Source organism: Actinoallomurus sp. CA-150999, from assembly GCF_050942425.1.
Taxonomy (GTDB): Bacteria; Actinomycetota; Actinomycetes; order Streptosporangiales; family Streptosporangiaceae; genus Actinoallomurus.
Map to the genome: position 1 here is coordinate 1,003,886 of NZ_CP192063.1, position 13,514 is coordinate 1,017,399.

The 13,514-nt window shown below is 70.2% G+C and carries 14 protein-coding genes; 6 read left to right on the plus strand and 8 right to left on the minus strand.

The features are described 5' to 3' along the window. The first annotated feature begins 36 nt into the window (after window positions 1–36). Together ACQP2O_RS04755 and ACQP2O_RS04760 are read left to right on the plus strand one after the other, a co-directional pair. Entirely contained in the window at window positions 37–921 is an 885-nt protein-coding gene (locus tag ACQP2O_RS04755) for a LysR family transcriptional regulator (protein WP_433190929.1), read from the plus strand. Between the two features lie 148 nt (window positions 922–1,069). Then, on the plus strand, window positions 1,070–1,699 hold the full coding sequence (locus tag ACQP2O_RS04760; RefSeq protein ID WP_433180235.1) for a hypothetical protein: 630 nt from the start codon (window positions 1,070–1,072) through the stop codon (window positions 1,697–1,699). A 107-nt stretch (window positions 1,700–1,806) separates the two neighbouring features. On the opposite strand, the gene ACQP2O_RS04765 is transcribed toward ACQP2O_RS04760, so the two are convergent. After that, window positions 1,807–2,724: an NAD(P)H-binding protein gene (locus tag ACQP2O_RS04765; RefSeq protein WP_433180237.1), complete on the minus strand. Its 918-nt coding sequence runs from the start codon at window positions 2,722–2,724 to the stop codon at window positions 1,807–1,809. Window positions 2,725–2,839: 115 nt separating this feature from the next. Here ACQP2O_RS04765 and ACQP2O_RS04770 point away from each other — a divergent pair, with 115 nt between their 5' ends. Next, window positions 2,840–3,778 (plus strand): LysR family transcriptional regulator, encoded by a 939-nt coding sequence (locus ACQP2O_RS04770; protein ID WP_433180239.1) that lies wholly within the window; start codon window positions 2,840–2,842, stop codon window positions 3,776–3,778. Window positions 3,779–4,017: 239 nt separating this feature from the next. Here the strand turns inward: ACQP2O_RS04770 and ACQP2O_RS04775 are convergent, their stop codons facing one another. The 3 genes from ACQP2O_RS04775 to ACQP2O_RS04785 all read right to left on the minus strand — a co-directional run bounded on the left by ACQP2O_RS04775 (window position 4,018) and on the right by ACQP2O_RS04785 (window position 6,391). Beyond that, window positions 4,018–4,803 (minus strand): hypothetical protein, encoded by a 786-nt coding sequence (locus ACQP2O_RS04775; protein ID WP_433180241.1) that lies wholly within the window; start codon window positions 4,801–4,803, stop codon window positions 4,018–4,020. After that, entirely contained in the window at window positions 4,800–5,717 is a 918-nt protein-coding gene (locus tag ACQP2O_RS04780) for a DNA-processing protein DprA (protein WP_433180242.1), read from the minus strand. Before ACQP2O_RS04780 ends, ACQP2O_RS04775 begins: the two co-directional genes overlap by 4 nt. A gap of 149 nt (window positions 5,718–5,866) precedes the next feature. Further along, window positions 5,867–6,391, minus strand: a complete 525-nt coding sequence (locus ACQP2O_RS04785; protein ID WP_433190931.1) for an ATP-binding protein — start codon at window positions 6,389–6,391, stop codon at window positions 5,867–5,869. A 112-nt stretch (window positions 6,392–6,503) separates the two neighbouring features. Here ACQP2O_RS04785 and ACQP2O_RS04790 point away from each other — a divergent pair, with 112 nt between their 5' ends. The 3 genes from ACQP2O_RS04790 to ACQP2O_RS04800 all read left to right on the plus strand — a co-directional run bounded on the left by ACQP2O_RS04790 (window position 6,504) and on the right by ACQP2O_RS04800 (window position 8,810). Then, window positions 6,504–7,313, plus strand: coding sequence for a helix-turn-helix domain-containing protein (locus ACQP2O_RS04790; RefSeq protein WP_433180243.1), 810 nt, complete (start codon window positions 6,504–6,506; stop codon window positions 7,311–7,313). 181 nt (window positions 7,314–7,494) lie between these two features. Continuing rightward, window positions 7,495–8,334 (plus strand): sulfotransferase domain-containing protein, encoded by an 840-nt coding sequence (locus ACQP2O_RS04795; RefSeq protein WP_433180245.1) that lies wholly within the window; start codon window positions 7,495–7,497, stop codon window positions 8,332–8,334. Window positions 8,335–8,357: 23 nt separating this feature from the next. Continuing rightward, complete coding sequence (locus ACQP2O_RS04800; RefSeq protein ID WP_433180247.1) at window positions 8,358–8,810, plus strand: MerR family transcriptional regulator; 453 nt, start codon at window positions 8,358–8,360, stop codon at window positions 8,808–8,810. Window positions 8,811–8,816: 6 nt separating this feature from the next. On the opposite strand, the gene ACQP2O_RS04805 is transcribed toward ACQP2O_RS04800, so the two are convergent. The 4 genes from ACQP2O_RS04805 to ACQP2O_RS04820 form a co-directional block, all read right to left on the minus strand. After that, window positions 8,817–11,714 (minus strand): type 2 lanthipeptide synthetase LanM family protein, encoded by a 2,898-nt coding sequence (locus tag ACQP2O_RS04805; RefSeq protein WP_433180249.1) that lies wholly within the window; start codon window positions 11,712–11,714, stop codon window positions 8,817–8,819. A 34-nt stretch (window positions 11,715–11,748) separates the two neighbouring features. Continuing rightward, window positions 11,749–11,940 carry a DUF6229 family protein gene (locus ACQP2O_RS04810; protein ID WP_433180251.1) on the minus strand — a complete coding sequence of 64 codons (192 nt, stop codon included), beginning with the start codon at window positions 11,938–11,940 and terminating at the stop codon, window positions 11,749–11,751. A 273-nt stretch (window positions 11,941–12,213) separates the two neighbouring features. Then, window positions 12,214–13,131 (minus strand): M56 family metallopeptidase, encoded by a 918-nt coding sequence (locus ACQP2O_RS04815; RefSeq protein ID WP_433180253.1) that lies wholly within the window; start codon window positions 13,129–13,131, stop codon window positions 12,214–12,216. Between the two features lie 5 nt (window positions 13,132–13,136). Beyond that, complete coding sequence (locus tag ACQP2O_RS04820) at window positions 13,137–13,496, minus strand: BlaI/MecI/CopY family transcriptional regulator (protein WP_433180255.1); 360 nt, start codon at window positions 13,494–13,496, stop codon at window positions 13,137–13,139. Between the last annotated feature and the right edge of the window lie 18 nt (window positions 13,497–13,514).

Below are 13,514 nucleotides of genomic sequence, written 5' to 3' on the forward strand. Positions count from 1 at the left end.
CGCGCGACTCACCGATGGAGGGGATGGCTCGCGGTGATGGAGCGGCACGAGATCGAGGCGTTCCTGACGCTGGCCGAGGAGCTCCAATTCCGGCGCGCCGCGGAACGGCTCGGGCTGGCCCAGGGCCGGGTCAGCCAGATCATCAAGCAACTCGAACGACGCCTGGGCGTGACGCTGTTCGACCGTACGAGCCGCCGGGTCGCGCTGACCCCGGCCGGGCAGCGCCTCCACGACGACCTGGCCCCGGCCTACCGGCAGATCCAGGAGGCGGTGGCCCGGACGATCGCGTACGGCAAGGGCGTGACGGGGACGCTGCGCGTCGGCTTCTCCTCGCAGTGGGCGGGCGACGCGGTGCTCGAAGCCGCCGATGTTTTCCGCCGCCGCCACCCCGACTGCGCCGTACAGGTCCAGGAGGTTCAGCTCACCGACCCGTTCGGGCCGATGCGCGCGGGTGAACTGGACCTGCAGCTCACCGAGTTCCCCGTGCGCGAACCGGACCTGGTCGCCGGCCCGGTGATCTTTTCAGAACCGCGCGCTCTCATCGTCCCCGCGCGCCATCCTTTCGCCCGTCGCGAGTCGGTGTTCCTGGAGGACCTCGCCCGCACCTCGCTGGTGGCCATGTCGGGCGCCATCCCGGACTACTGGCTCGACCACCACTATCCGCGCGAGACACCCGAGGGACGAGCCATCGCCCGCAGCGCCTCCGCCGTCTACTGGGCCGAGGTCCTCTCACTCGTCGCCACGGGCCGTGGAGTCTCGCCCGCCGCCCTGCGCGCCGCGCAGTACAACGGACGCCCCGGCATCGTCTTCGTCCCGTTCCGCGACGCGCCACCCATCGAGTACGGACTGATCTGGCCGCGCAGCGGCCACACGGCACGCGTCCGCGCCTTCGCCGAGATACTCCGCCAGATCCCGACCTGACCGTACGAGCCGGCGAGCCCGCATGCCGGGTTGCTCGCGATCTCCCCCGGGCGGGGGACCCGGCTCCCCTTCGTCGGTGACGAGTACGGCCGTGCGGACTGCGATCTTCGGAATCGATGGACAGCCGCCACCGAAGGGGACCGACCGGATGACCACTCTCAGCCAAGCGTCTTGGGGGACGCGGCTGCGCGCCGCCTGGGCGGCCGCTCATGCTTCCGTGGCAGGGGTGCCGCGCTGGGCACGGATCGCCGCCTACGCCATCCCGTTCACCGTGCTGCCGTCCAGCCTCTGGCGGGTGGCGGCCGTCACCTTCCACGCGCCGATCGCCCATGGCGAGCAGGGCAGCGGCGAGCTGCCTTCGTGGCTGCCGATGGAGCTCTACGTCGTCGTACTCTCGATCTTCTCGGAGCTCCTGGCCTTCACCGCCGTCGGGCTGATCTCCACGTGGGGGGAGGTCTTCCCGCGTTGGGTACCGGGCCTACGCGGCCGGAAGGTGCCGGTACTCGCCGCCGTCATCCCGGCCTCCATCGGCGCGGGGATCCTTACGTTCATGTGGACCTCGGCGATGGCCGCCGTATCCCTCGGGCGTAACGTGCACGGCCGTCCGCTCGCCGCCGACTTCCCGCTGAATCTCTACGACTGGAAGGGCCTGCTCGCCGTCGCCGCCTACGTGCCGCTGCTGCTGTGGGGACCGCTGCTGGCAGCGGTCACCGTGGCGTACTGGAAACGCCGACGCCGTACCCCGCGGCTTAAGCCGGCTCGGGCAGGGGGCGTCTAGAAGATCGCCGGCGCCTCAAATGTGCCTACGGCCGCAGTACGCCGTTCCACCTGAACTGCCGGCCGGTGCTTCCCAGCATGAACGCGGTGACCGGCGGTGCGGTTCGGTCAGTGGGCATCGACTGCCTCCGGTGTGGCGAGGACGGCGGGCTTGAGAGTCTGCGCGCACCATTCCGTGAATCCGGTGGCCGGGCCCGCCTCCGGCGAGCGCTCGACGCCCGAGTCCAGGCCCTGGTCCTTGGCGCGCTTCATGTCGACGATGCCCTCGACGAACGCCTCGTTGAGGCCGTAGCCGAGCAGGGTGGACCGCAGCTCGTCGAGCGGCCGGCGCCGGTAGCGGACCGGACGGCCCAGCTCCTCGGTCATGATGCCGGCCAGGTCGTTGGGCGACAGGTCCTGCGGGCCGAGCACCGGAACACTCCCGACGCCGGTCCAGGAGCGGTCCAGCAGCAGCCCGGCCGCCGTCGCGGCGATGTCGGCGACGGCCACCAGCGGGGCCGGACGGTCCGCGGTGACGGTGTCGGTGAAGACGCCGTTCTCGCGGATCGAGTCGGCCTCCTCCAGCAGGTTCTCGAAGAAGGACGGGCAGGCCAGGGCGCGGTAGGCGACGCCGGAGTCGGCGATCAGGTCGTCCATGGCCAGGGAGGCGGTGACCAGCCCGGCCCGGGCGGCCTGCGGGGTGCCGCGGCCGAGCGCCGAGACGCCGACGACATGGCCGACGCCGTGGGCGGCGAACGCCCGCGCGGCCGGGCGGGTGAAGCCGCTCCACACCTCGTCGGGCGGGGCCGAGGCGTCCGGCGGCACCAGCCAGAAAACGGCATCGGCCCCGGCGAAGGCGCGCTCGACGGTCGCGGCGTCGCTGTGCGAGCCGGTGACCACCTCGACTCGTCCGCGCACGGCGTCGGGGAGCCGGGCCGGATCGCGGACCACGACGCGCAACTCCTCTCCGCGCGCGGGCGCGGCCTCGACCAGCAGCGACAGCAGCCGCCGGCCGATGTTCCCGGTGGGGGCGGTAATGACGATCATGAAAACCTCGCGGTCGGTGTCGGATCGGTACAGCCCCTTCAGCGTGCAGACCCGAACCGCATTGCCACAATGGGAACTTCAGCATCCAATCATTGCCCGAAACGGAATAATGTCGGTGAGCAGCCCAGACCCGAACCTCGACGCCAACCTCGCCGTCGCCCTCGACGCCCTGCTGACCGAGCAGAGCGTCACCCGTGCCGCCGCGCGGCTGCGCACCTCCCCCGCCGCGATGAGCCGCACCCTGGCCCGGCTGCGCCGGGTGCTCCAGGACCCGCTACTGGTGCGGGCCGGACAGGCGATGGTGCCCACACCCCGCGCCGAGGCGCTGCGGGACGAGGCCGCCGCGGTGGTACGCCGGCTGGAGGCATTGCTCACCCCGAGCGGCGGGATCGACCCCGCCGCACTGCGGCGCACCTTCACCGTCCAGGCCGCGGACCTCGTCGGCACGGCACTGGCGCCGGGTCTGCTCGGGCTGGCCCGGCGCCAGGCGCCGGGCGTCTCGCTGCGGGTGCTGGCCGAGGAGTGGGAGGCGGGCCCCGCGCTGCGCGAGGGCCGGATCGACCTGGAGATCGGGGTCATCGACCACGTCGACCCGGAGACCCGAGTAGAAGAGCTGGTCACGCTGCGGATGGCGGCCGGCGTCAGGGCCGGGCACCCGCTCGCCGAAGGAACCCTGACACCCGCGAGGCTGGCCGCGGCCGAGCACGTGGCGGTCAGCCGCCGGGGCCGCTTCACCGGCCCGCTGGACGCGGCCTTGGCCGAGCAAGGGCTCAGCCGGCGGGTCAGCACCGTCCTGCCCGGACACCTGGCGGCGATGGCGCTGGCCGCAGTCGGCGACGTGGTCTGCCTGGTACCGACCGCGCTGCCGGGCGAGCCCCCTTCACCACTCAGCGACGCGGCACACGCGCTGGGACTGCGCCTGCTGGAAATCCCACTGCCGCTGCCACCACTGACGATCGGCATGGCCTGGCACCCGCGCCACACCGCCGACGGGGCCCACCAGTGGCTGCGCGGCGCCGTGCGCCGGGTGCTCCGTCCGGCCCGGGAGGACTAGCCCACGACGCGGGTCCGCGCATGCCCCGGCGTGTGCCCGCCGCAGGACGGATGTCGGCAATTCAGGCGAATCGCTCGGGCGGGCCGAGGCTGTGCTGTCAGGGCCGTTTATTGAAGCTCAACGATGTTCAGTTTCAGTAAACGCCCATGGCGCGAGGTGCCTGGGGGCAGGGATGACGTACCCCGCCGCTCAAGTCGGCTCGGGAAAGGGGTGGCGAGAAGATTGCCAGCCTCCGGGCCTCAAACGTAGGTGGTCGCCCGGTCATGTCGGCCTTCGAAATCGGGGCAGGTCTCCCCGGTCCATGGGCAGAACAGCGGGTCGAAATCCCTGTCTGCCAGGTCGACGAGGAATTTGCGGTTGTCGGCGAAGCCCTCGTTGATCCATCGCGCGACGACGAGCACTGAGACCCGGGCGGCGCCCGCTCTCCGCAGGGCGAGCGCGGCCGACTGAGCGTGGCCGCCTCGCGCCCAGGTGTCGTCCATCACAAGCACATGCGAACCACGGGGAAGGAGGCCGTGAGCTGTGTAGTGATCAGGGTTCACCGATCTGGGGTCGGCGACGTTCGGCGAGGCGACGAGGGGAATCTCCGTTCCTGGCGCCGTGCCTTTGACCAACTGGTGGAGAGGGTGTTCTCCTGATCTCGCGGGCAACGAGGGCACGGTCGTCCAGTGCGTCACCGGGGCGTTGAGGAGGACGCCGGCGCATCCTGTGTGCGTGGACAGGGCAAGGATTAGAAGCATCGCCACGATGCGGCGGTGCTCTTCGACGGGTGGCTTCGCCTTGTAACCCCGCATGATGTAGCCGGACTGGCGAAGACCCACGGCGTAGGTCAGCGGCGCGACGGCATCTGCTAACCCGGCGTGGACCCGGTGCGCGTTGCAGGAGAAGCAGCACCTGAAACCGTCGACCGGCGTCGTGCAGACGGCGCACGTGACGTTGGCCTGGCGTAGCGGATTCCGGAGGTAACCGCCTGCCGCCGACACGAGGGCAGTCCGGAGACGGGCTTCTGCCTCGGGAGTGATCATGTCTGTGCGGACACCAGTCTCAGCAACTCGGCGTCGACCCGCGCACCCTCCGTGATCAATTCTTCGATGACCGACAGGACGGCGCTGGGTCGCTCGGCGACATGTACGCCGGGACGGCCGACCAGTGCCTTCGCCCAGTCGTTCCGCTCGACGACCAATTCGGTGAGAATCACCGGGCGGCCATGCTCCACGGCCAAGCGCGCCTGGATACGAGCGCCGCTCTGCTCACCCGCTTCGACCACCACTGTGGCGATCCCGTAGCCCGACATGGTGGCGTTTCTCATCGGGAAGTTGGATTTCTGGGGCGGAGCATCCGGCCAGAACTGTGACAGCAGGAGGCCATGTGATGCGATCTCCTCGTGCAACGCCCGATTCGCAGCCGGATATGTCTTGTTGATGCCCGTACCGATGACGGCGACGGTGCGACCATCGGCATCGAGAGCTGCGCGGTGCGCGGCTGTGTCGATCCCGAGGGCCAGCCCCGCAAGGACGGTTACATTGCGGGCGGCCAGTTCTTGTGCGAGGTGGGCGGCGATGCGGAGCCCGCGGTCGGATGCCTGGCGAGAGCCGACGACGGACACCGCGACCTCATCGGGCAGCAGGGTTCCGCGGGCGAAGAGCACCGGCGGCGCCTGATGAATGCCGCGCAGCCGCGAGGGATATTCGGCATCGAGGATCGTCAGCAGCCGATGCCCCTGGCTTGCCCACCGGCCAATGTCCTCGGCGGCTGAGCCTAGGGGATCGTCTTCGCCTGGCAGAGCCATCAGCGTCGCCGGTACGGTCGCGTCCCATACCTGCAGGGCGCTGCCCGCCTCGAGCACGTCGGCAGTGATCTCCGACCAGCTCATGCCGCCGGGGCGTGCGCGCAGCAGCGCGACAAGCGCTGCTCGTTCCCCGTGCATGGCCCCGTCCATGTCGCCAGGGTACGAGAGTGATCTTGGCATATCCACACTCCACCCCCTACGACCACACATATGTTCGAAATTATCAGCCTGGAGGGGCGTGGGCACCGGCGTACGGTCGAGATGACGCCGGCCTGGCTTCTCTCGAGCCACGTCCGCTTTCACTCGCGACGGGCCGATTCCAATTCGGCCGTAGTCACGGTGACGCCGGGAGCGGGGATGAGAGCGTGGACGGTTTTGTCGATCTGGGTGTAGGTGATCCAGCGGGCTGCGGCGTACGTGTCGACGATCCCCAGGCCCCAGCCGTTCGCCGGCGCGGGGTTCGCCGAAAAGGGGCGTGGGTCGGGGTCGGTGACGTAGAGGTGCACGTGGCGGTCGGTGGCGAGGATCCCGAGTCGCAGGGGGAGGTCGTGGGGCTCCCAGCGGCGGACCTCGGCGGCGGCGCGCCGGGCGTTCGTGACGAGTTCGGAGACGACCAGCACGATGTCGTCCGCGTGGCCGGGATCGGTGACGTGGTCCGCGATGACGTCGGCGGCGAACCGTCTGGCCTTGGCGACCGATGCGCGGCTGACGTTCAGCGCGATCCAGGACGGCCGGAGGACCGCCGGAGTGGGCGTCATGGAGGCCAGCGGGTCCGTGCGGACGCCCGGCAGGTCCGTCGCGAATTGAAATGCGTCGAAGGTCATTTTCGTCACCCATCGCTCTTCTCTCGCCACTTTCCGTGTTCGTCGGACAGCATGCGCCTCGCCTGGCTACGTTGACTAGGCGAGCTAGCGAGATTCAACAAAAGGAGTCACGGTGCGCTACCGCAGCGGATTCGACCCGGACGGCAATCTGTGGGACTTAATCGCTTTCGACCTCAGGAGACAGCGCCAAGAACGCGACATATCTCTCGCCGTCGTTGGTGAGGTCATCGGTCGGGACCGATCTCTGGTCGCCTACGTTGAATGCGGCAAAACCAAGCTCCAGGAGAAGCACGCGGTCAAGATCGATGATGCCTGGCGCACCGGCGGTCTCTACAGTCGCCTCGTCAAGTTCGCCAAGCTCGGACATGACGTCAGCTGGTCCGCGAGCTACTTGGAACTGGAAGCCGACGCTGGCGAACTCCGTAGTTGGGATCTTGGCTGGATACCCGGCCTCTTCCAGACCGAAGGCTACGCACGCGCTATGTTCGACGCGGCGGGCACTGACGGGGCGGAAGCGGGCGCCAAGGCTCGAGTCGAGAGACAGCAATGCCTGAACCGCACTCCTCCGCCCTGGGTGTGGGCGCTCATCGACGAGCGCGTCATAACCCAGCCGGTCGGCTCTTCCGAGATCATGTGCGAGCAACTCGCCCATCTGATCGAGTTGGCGAAACGTCCGCACGTCAGCGTGCGAGTGGTGCCGCAGTCCGTCGGCGCCCACGCTGGTCGGGACGGATCCTTCAAAATCATGACCATCGGGGGAGTGGATTCGGTTTACACGATCGCCCCTGGCGGCGGGCGGCTCATACAGGACACAACCGAGACAAATTCCTACCGAGTGTGGTTCGATCTCATCGGCGACGTCGCGTTGCCCAAGAACGCCTCGTTGGATCTGATCGTAGAAGCGATGGAGCGATTCTCATGACGACCTGGCGAAAGTCCAGTCGCAGCGAGAGCACCACCACGCAGGGCGACTGCGTCGAGGTGGCTGAGCTGATCCGTACTGACGAGCGCGGCTGAGCGAGTAGTTGGCGCCCTTTCGTTACCACTCGCTGGATGACGACAGCAGTCGCTGGGACGGGTTCCCGTTTCGGGACGGCGACATTGTGATCAGCACCCGGTCCAGGAGCGGTACGACCTGGACGCAGATGATCTGTGCGCTGCTGATCTTCCAGACTCCCGACCTGCCCGCTCCGCTGGGGCGATTGTCGCCGTGGCTGGACCACCTGACCATGCCGCGTGACGAGGTGTTCGCGCTGCTCGCCGCGCAGCAACACCGCCGGTTCATCAAGACGCACACGCCGTTGGACGGGATCCCGATCGATCCTCGCGTCACATACATCGTGACGGCCCGACATCCGCTCGACCTGGCGGTGTCGCTCTACCACCACATCACGAACATCGACATCGCCCGGATGTCGGAACTGACCGGCAATCAGCTGCCCACCGATCCGACGGCACAGCGCAAGACACTGCACGACTGGCTGCTCTCCTGGATCGGCCACGACACGGACCCCCGGCAGAACCTGGATTCACTGCCCGGCGTCATGTTTCACCTGGGCGACGCCTGGGCCAGGCGCGGCGACCCCAACGTGCTGCTGATCCACTATGACGACCTGTCCCGCGATCTCGAAGGACAGATGCGCAGGCTCGCGGAACACCTGGAGATAGCGGTGCCCGAACCTGCCTGGCCCGGGCTCGTACAGGCGGCGACCTTCGAGCGGATGCGGGCCGGTGCTGACCGGTTCGCCCCTGACGCCGGGATCATCAAGAGCACCACGTCGTTCTTCCGCCGGGGGCGGTCCGGCGCCGCCGAAGAGGTTCTCACCGACGATGAGATCGCCGGATATCGCGCCCGCGTGGCGTCGATGGCGCCGCCGGACCTTCTCGCCTGGCTCCACGCGCCGGGCGGCCGTGAGCCGGGCGACTTCCCCAAGGCCGGATGATCACGGGAGTTAGGATTTAGAGCGTGCTCGAAGTCAAGCAGCAGCCGGAATCCGAATCCGATCACTCCATCCCGCGGACGGGCCTGAGCATCGCCGAGGCCGCTCGCCGCACCGGAGTCAGCGTGCACACGCTCCGCTACTACGAACGCGCCGGCCTGGTCGTCACCCCCGTCGAACGCAACCACAGCGGCCGGCGGCGCTACCACCGGCTCGACCTCCAGTGGATCACCATCTGCACGAAACTGCGGGCCACCGGCATGCCGATCAAGACCATCCGCCGCTACGCCCAGCTCGTATCCGACGGGTCCGGTAACGAGCAGGAACGGCTTGCTCTGCTGGAGGCCCACCGCGCCGAGGTGACCGCCAAGCTCGCTGAGATACAGGAGAACCTCCGGCTCATCGACCACAAGATCGACACCTACCGAGGCAGTCTCGCCGTCGGCGACGCCGACCGACTCTGGGCGCCCACCCGCTGAGCGGCACTAACGCGACTCGCCGCTGGAGCCATCGTGCTCGGCCGAGTCCAGGGTCAGGATCGAGGGCAGGCCGCTGTCCGGGTGCAGTCGCAGCAACTGGTAGGCCATGCCGCCTCGGCCGGCGAGCATGCCCGGGGAGTACGCGTCGCGGGCCAGTCCGCTGGCCGGGCCGTTGTCCTCCAGGCTGGTGACGACCCGGGCGTCGAGCCCGGTACGGTCCAGCCCGGCCGGGGCGCGGTCGAGTGCCAGGGCGTGGTCGAACAGCTCCCAGCAGCCCAGGTCGCCGTGGCACAGGGTGTGGTTCCAGTCGAAGCCGCGCCGGGCGGCCGGCTCGACCGCGCGCCCCACGAGGGCGTCCGCGCCGTCCCAGCCGCGCCGTGCCAGGTCGGCGGCGCTGATCCCGATGCCGACGGCGCCGTGGCACCAGGCGGCCGAGGCCACCTTCTCCTCGGGTTCGCGCAGGTCGAGCCAGCCGTCGACGGTCGGGTCGTAGAGCGACTCCTCGAAGGAGAACGCGGCCCGTGCCGCGTCGGCGAATCGCGTTTCGCCGGTCGTCAGGGCGAGACGGGCCAGTGCCCACCCGATGCCGGTCGCGCCGTGGGCGAACCCGCCCAGGCCGTCCGGCCAGCGCTGGGAGGGCCAGCACAGGGTTCCCGCCTTCCACCGGGCGCCCGCGATGATCCGGTCGCCGATGATGACGGCATGGCGCGTCCAGTCGTCCTCACCGGTCACGGCGGCGAGTTGCAGCAGCGGGACGATCGCCCCGGCCATTCCGGTCAGCACGTCGAACCGGTCCTCGGCCGTGACCGCCTTGGGCAGCAGCGCGGCGAGCGCGCGGGCGCGGTCCAGGCCGTCCGGGCCGGCCGCGCCCCAGGCGTGCAGGGTCAGCCACGCCCAGATCTGCGAGCCGAGTCCGATGTACCCGCCGGGCGGCGGCGGGCGCAACCGGGTCTCCTCCAGGCGGAGGGCGGTGTCCTTGTCCTCTGCCGCGCGTACGGTGCGCAGCACGGCGTCGAGCAGCCCGGCCACACCGTCGACGTCATCGGCGCGGCCGGCGGTGTTCTCCCGCTGATACGCGGCGAGCAAGACGGCCACTCCGGTCAGGCCGCCGTAGACGTCCGGGCCCAGCGGTTGCACGGCCCAGCCCGCCGGGCCGAGCACCGGCGCGATCCACGTCACGGTGCCGTCCTCGGCGCGGAGCGCGGCGTCGCGAAGCTCGCGGATCAGCGCCGCCACGACCCGGCGTCGCCTGCGGTCCAGGTCGTCGCGGCGCGGCCGTTCCACCCGCATCCCCGGATCGCCCGGCAGCCAGCCGTCGTTGAGGTACGCGCTGACCAGCGTCGCCCGGATGACGTCGCGCTCCAGCCGGAGGTCGGCGGTGCGCCACCGCTGTAGCGCGGCCGCCACGAGGTCCTGTTCGGGCAGGTACGACGTGCCGCGCGGGCCGTCCAGCCGCCCGCGACGGGGCGTGGTGGCGAAGAACGGCACGTCCCCGTCGAACAGGTCGGCCACTTCCGCGGCGACGACCTCCGGATCGCCCGGCGCACCGGGAACGTGCCTGGCCATCGCGGTCAGCAGTTCGGTGGCGCGGTCCGCGGCGGCATCGGGGTCGTGCAGCGACACCGGATGCCACAGCATTCGACCCAGCTCGGTGTACGCCTCGGTGGAGCGCAGGACCACGCGGATCGGGCAGTCGGCGAAGCGGGCGAGCAGTGGTTCCAGGGCGCCCGCCCGGTCGATCGACCGCAACATCTCCGTCGTCTCGGCGAAGCCGTCGAGGACGCGTTGCCAGTGGTCGGCCAGCACCGGTTCCGGGCTGGGGTGGCTCGCACCGATCGTCGGCTCGACCGGTCGGGTTCCGATCCGTGCCTGGTCGCTGCCGGCGTCCACGATGGCCGGCAGTTCGGTGATCGGCTGCTCGCCGGGGAGCGATCCCGCCGCGGAGGCGTCCACGCCCCGCCAGCCCAGGGCGGTCCCCCGGTTGGGCAGCATCCCGGTCCGCAGCACGGTCGTGCCGACCAGCGCGCGCGCCCGGTCGGGCGCGAGCCCGAGCCCGGACGGAGGGATCGGGTGCACCGGCGTGAACAGCGTCTCGCAGTCCACGACGACCGGCGCCGGTCCGCAGGCGATGACGTTCTCGGCGTGCAGGTCGCTGCCGCCGAGCAGCCGCATCATGCCCAGCCAGTGGCCGATGCCACGGTAGAACGCGGACAGCTCCGCGACATCCGCGCAGTATCGGTGGGTCACGAACTCGGCCCAGCCGTACCCGTCGCGCGGCACGACCCGAGGGACCCGGATCCGCGTTCCCTCCGGGACGTCGCGGAACACCTCGGCCAGCATCTCGGCGAGCACCGCGTCCACGCTCACCGGCCGCGGCTTGTACACGACCGTGCCGGCGTCGAACTCCAGGAGGGCGACCGTGTGACCGCCCCGGTGGCTGTCCCCGGCGCCGAAGGTGACGCGAGACAGCGGCCCGGGTTCCGCGCCGAGCAGCCGCGCCGTCGCGTCCCGGTCGGCGGCCAGCCGACGGGCCAGCGCCAGCGCCGCGGCGCACCGCCTCGACAGCACCGTACGGAGCCGGGCGGGGAGCGGCGGGTAGTGCCCGGACAGGGACTCCCAGTACCGCGGAGACGACGACATCTCCGCGAATTCGGCCCAGCGCGCCGCGGGATCACCGGCCGTGAGGCGGCCGGTGATCCGTGCGGCGTTCAGCTCCAGAATCAGGACGCGGGCGACCTTACGATGAGCCGTCTCGTACAGCGCCGCCGCGGTGCCGTCCCGGATCGCGGTCCGCTCGGACTCGGCCAGGCCGGGGACGGATCCGAGTCGTTCCCACAGTCCGTCCAGGGCCGGCTCGACCAGGCAGTTCAGCGATCGTACGAAGTCACCGGCAGCAGGGCTCACGTCAGGGCTCACCGTCCGCGTCCAGTAGCGAGCTTCAGCAGCAGGGGTGGGTGTGCGAGGCGCTGCACGCGCTGCAGATGCCCGTGTAGCTCGTCTCCGCCTCGATGAGGTCCGCTTCCGCGAACGTGCCGGCCGCGAAGAGCGGTCCGGCGGGGTTGTCGTCTCCGGCGGTGGTCCGCCACTTCTCGGCGGTCCGTTCGGCGATCTCGGCTTCCTTGACGGTCATGCCATACCTCCGGCGCGTCCATTGGGCGATCAATGATTGATCACCTAATGCGGCTCATCGTGGCACCGGCGGAATAGAACACGAACTGACCGTTTGGTCCCGCAGTCGTCCCCCGCAGTTACGTTTCCATGTCGGAACGACTATACGGCGCGGTAACGAATCACCCTAAGAGTGGGCCGCTTAATGGGGCCGCCGCGCATTTAGCGCGTCACAAATGCCGGAAATGGATCGTTACGTTGCGTCGCCCGGCCGCGGATCCGGTGCCGCCGGGCGTCAGGCCGGGATGGCGTAGAGGATCAGAGGGAGGACGGCGACGAGGGTCGCGCCGGCCAGCATGGCGCCGCGCAGCGGGCGCGGGAACGGCGCCGGGGCCAGCAGCCGCCGGACCCGTACGAGAATCGGGCTGGTCTCGTCGGCCGTGTCGATGCCGGTGACGCCGAGGGTGCCGGCCGGGGTCGGGGCCGGGCGGGCGGCCGCGAACCGCAGCAGGGCCGTCGCGAGCTCCTTGGCCGGGCGGTGGCGGCGGGCGCGGTCGTCGGCGGCCATCTCGACGAGTAGCTCCACCGCGTCGAGGGTGCGGCCGACGATGCGCGCCTGCGGGAAGATCCGGCGCAGCGACGTGAAGGGCAGCAGGACGAGGTCGTGGCGTTCGCGGACGTGCGCGCGCTCATGGTCGAGCACAGCGGCCAGCTCGTACGGGCCGAGGATCTCCAGCGTGCCGGCGCTGACGACGACCTTGGACGAGCGTACGCCGGGGACGCAGTAGGCGGCCGCCGCCGGGTGGTCGAGCACGAGCGTGCCGGGCATCTCGGGGTCGCCGTGTGCCACGAGGGCGAGCAGGGCCCGGTGCCGCCGCCGCGCGCGGACGACTCCGGCGACCGCGACGAGCAGCATGGCGATGAGAACGAGCATGAAGGTCAGACCGGCGGCGACCGAGGCGATCCGGATCGGCGACAGGGCCTGCGGGTCGGCGAAGAAACGGATGACGCCGCCGACGACGCCCTCGCCGTACGGCGCGACGCCGAGGCCGAGCAGGGTACCGATGGAGGCCAGGCCCCAGGCCAGGCCAAGAGCCTGCCAGAGAACGATCGCGGTGCGCGGCGTCCGCCACGTCCAGCGGGCGCGCGTCAGCCGGTGCGCGCCGAACGCGCTCGCGGCTGCCACCAGGGCGAGTAGGGCCGTGCCGGTCATCCCGGTTATGTCCCTTCCACCTCGTCGAGCACGCGGCGCATCAGCTCGACCTCGTCACCGGAGACCGAGCGCGCGAAGTGCGCCAGCGCGGCATCGCGGTCACCGGTCATGTTGAGCGCGCCCAGCATGAGCTCGGCGACGTACGCCTCTTTCGTTGCCACCGGACGGTAGCGCCAGGCACGTCCTTCCCTCTCACGAACCAGAAAACCTTTTTTGGCCAGCCGGTCCAGGACCGTCATGACCGTGGTGTGCGCGAGGTCGCGGTCGTCGGCGAGCGCCCGGCCGACCTCACGGGCGGTCGCGCCGTTCTCCCGCTCCCACAGGACTTCCATGACCGTACGTTCGAGCTCTCCGAGACCCTTCACGCGATGCATCCTATCGTC

Coding starts and splice junctions, on each gene's coding strand:
- ACQP2O_RS04755 (WP_433190929.1), top strand. CDS start 37: ATGGAGCGGCACGAGATCGAGGCGTTCCTGACGCTGGCCGAGGAGCTC.
- ACQP2O_RS04760 (WP_433180235.1), top strand. CDS start 1,070: ATGACCACTCTCAGCCAAGCGTCTTGGGGGACGCGGCTGCGCGCCGCC.
- ACQP2O_RS04765 (WP_433180237.1), bottom strand. CDS start 2,724: ATGATCGTCATTACCGCCCCCACCGGGAACATCGGCCGGCGGCTGCTG.
- ACQP2O_RS04775 (WP_433180241.1), bottom strand. CDS start 4,803: ATGATCACTCCCGAGGCAGAAGCCCGTCTCCGGACTGCCCTCGTGTCG.
- ACQP2O_RS04780 (WP_433180242.1), bottom strand. CDS start 5,717: ATGGACGGGGCCATGCACGGGGAACGAGCAGCGCTTGTCGCGCTGCTG.
- ACQP2O_RS04785 (WP_433190931.1), bottom strand. CDS start 6,391: ATGACCTTCGACGCATTTCAATTCGCGACGGACCTGCCGGGCGTCCGC.
- ACQP2O_RS04810 (WP_433180251.1), bottom strand. CDS start 11,940: ATGACCGTCAAGGAAGCCGAGATCGCCGAACGGACCGCCGAGAAGTGG.
- ACQP2O_RS04815 (WP_433180253.1), bottom strand. CDS start 13,131: ATGACCGGCACGGCCCTACTCGCCCTGGTGGCAGCCGCGAGCGCGTTC.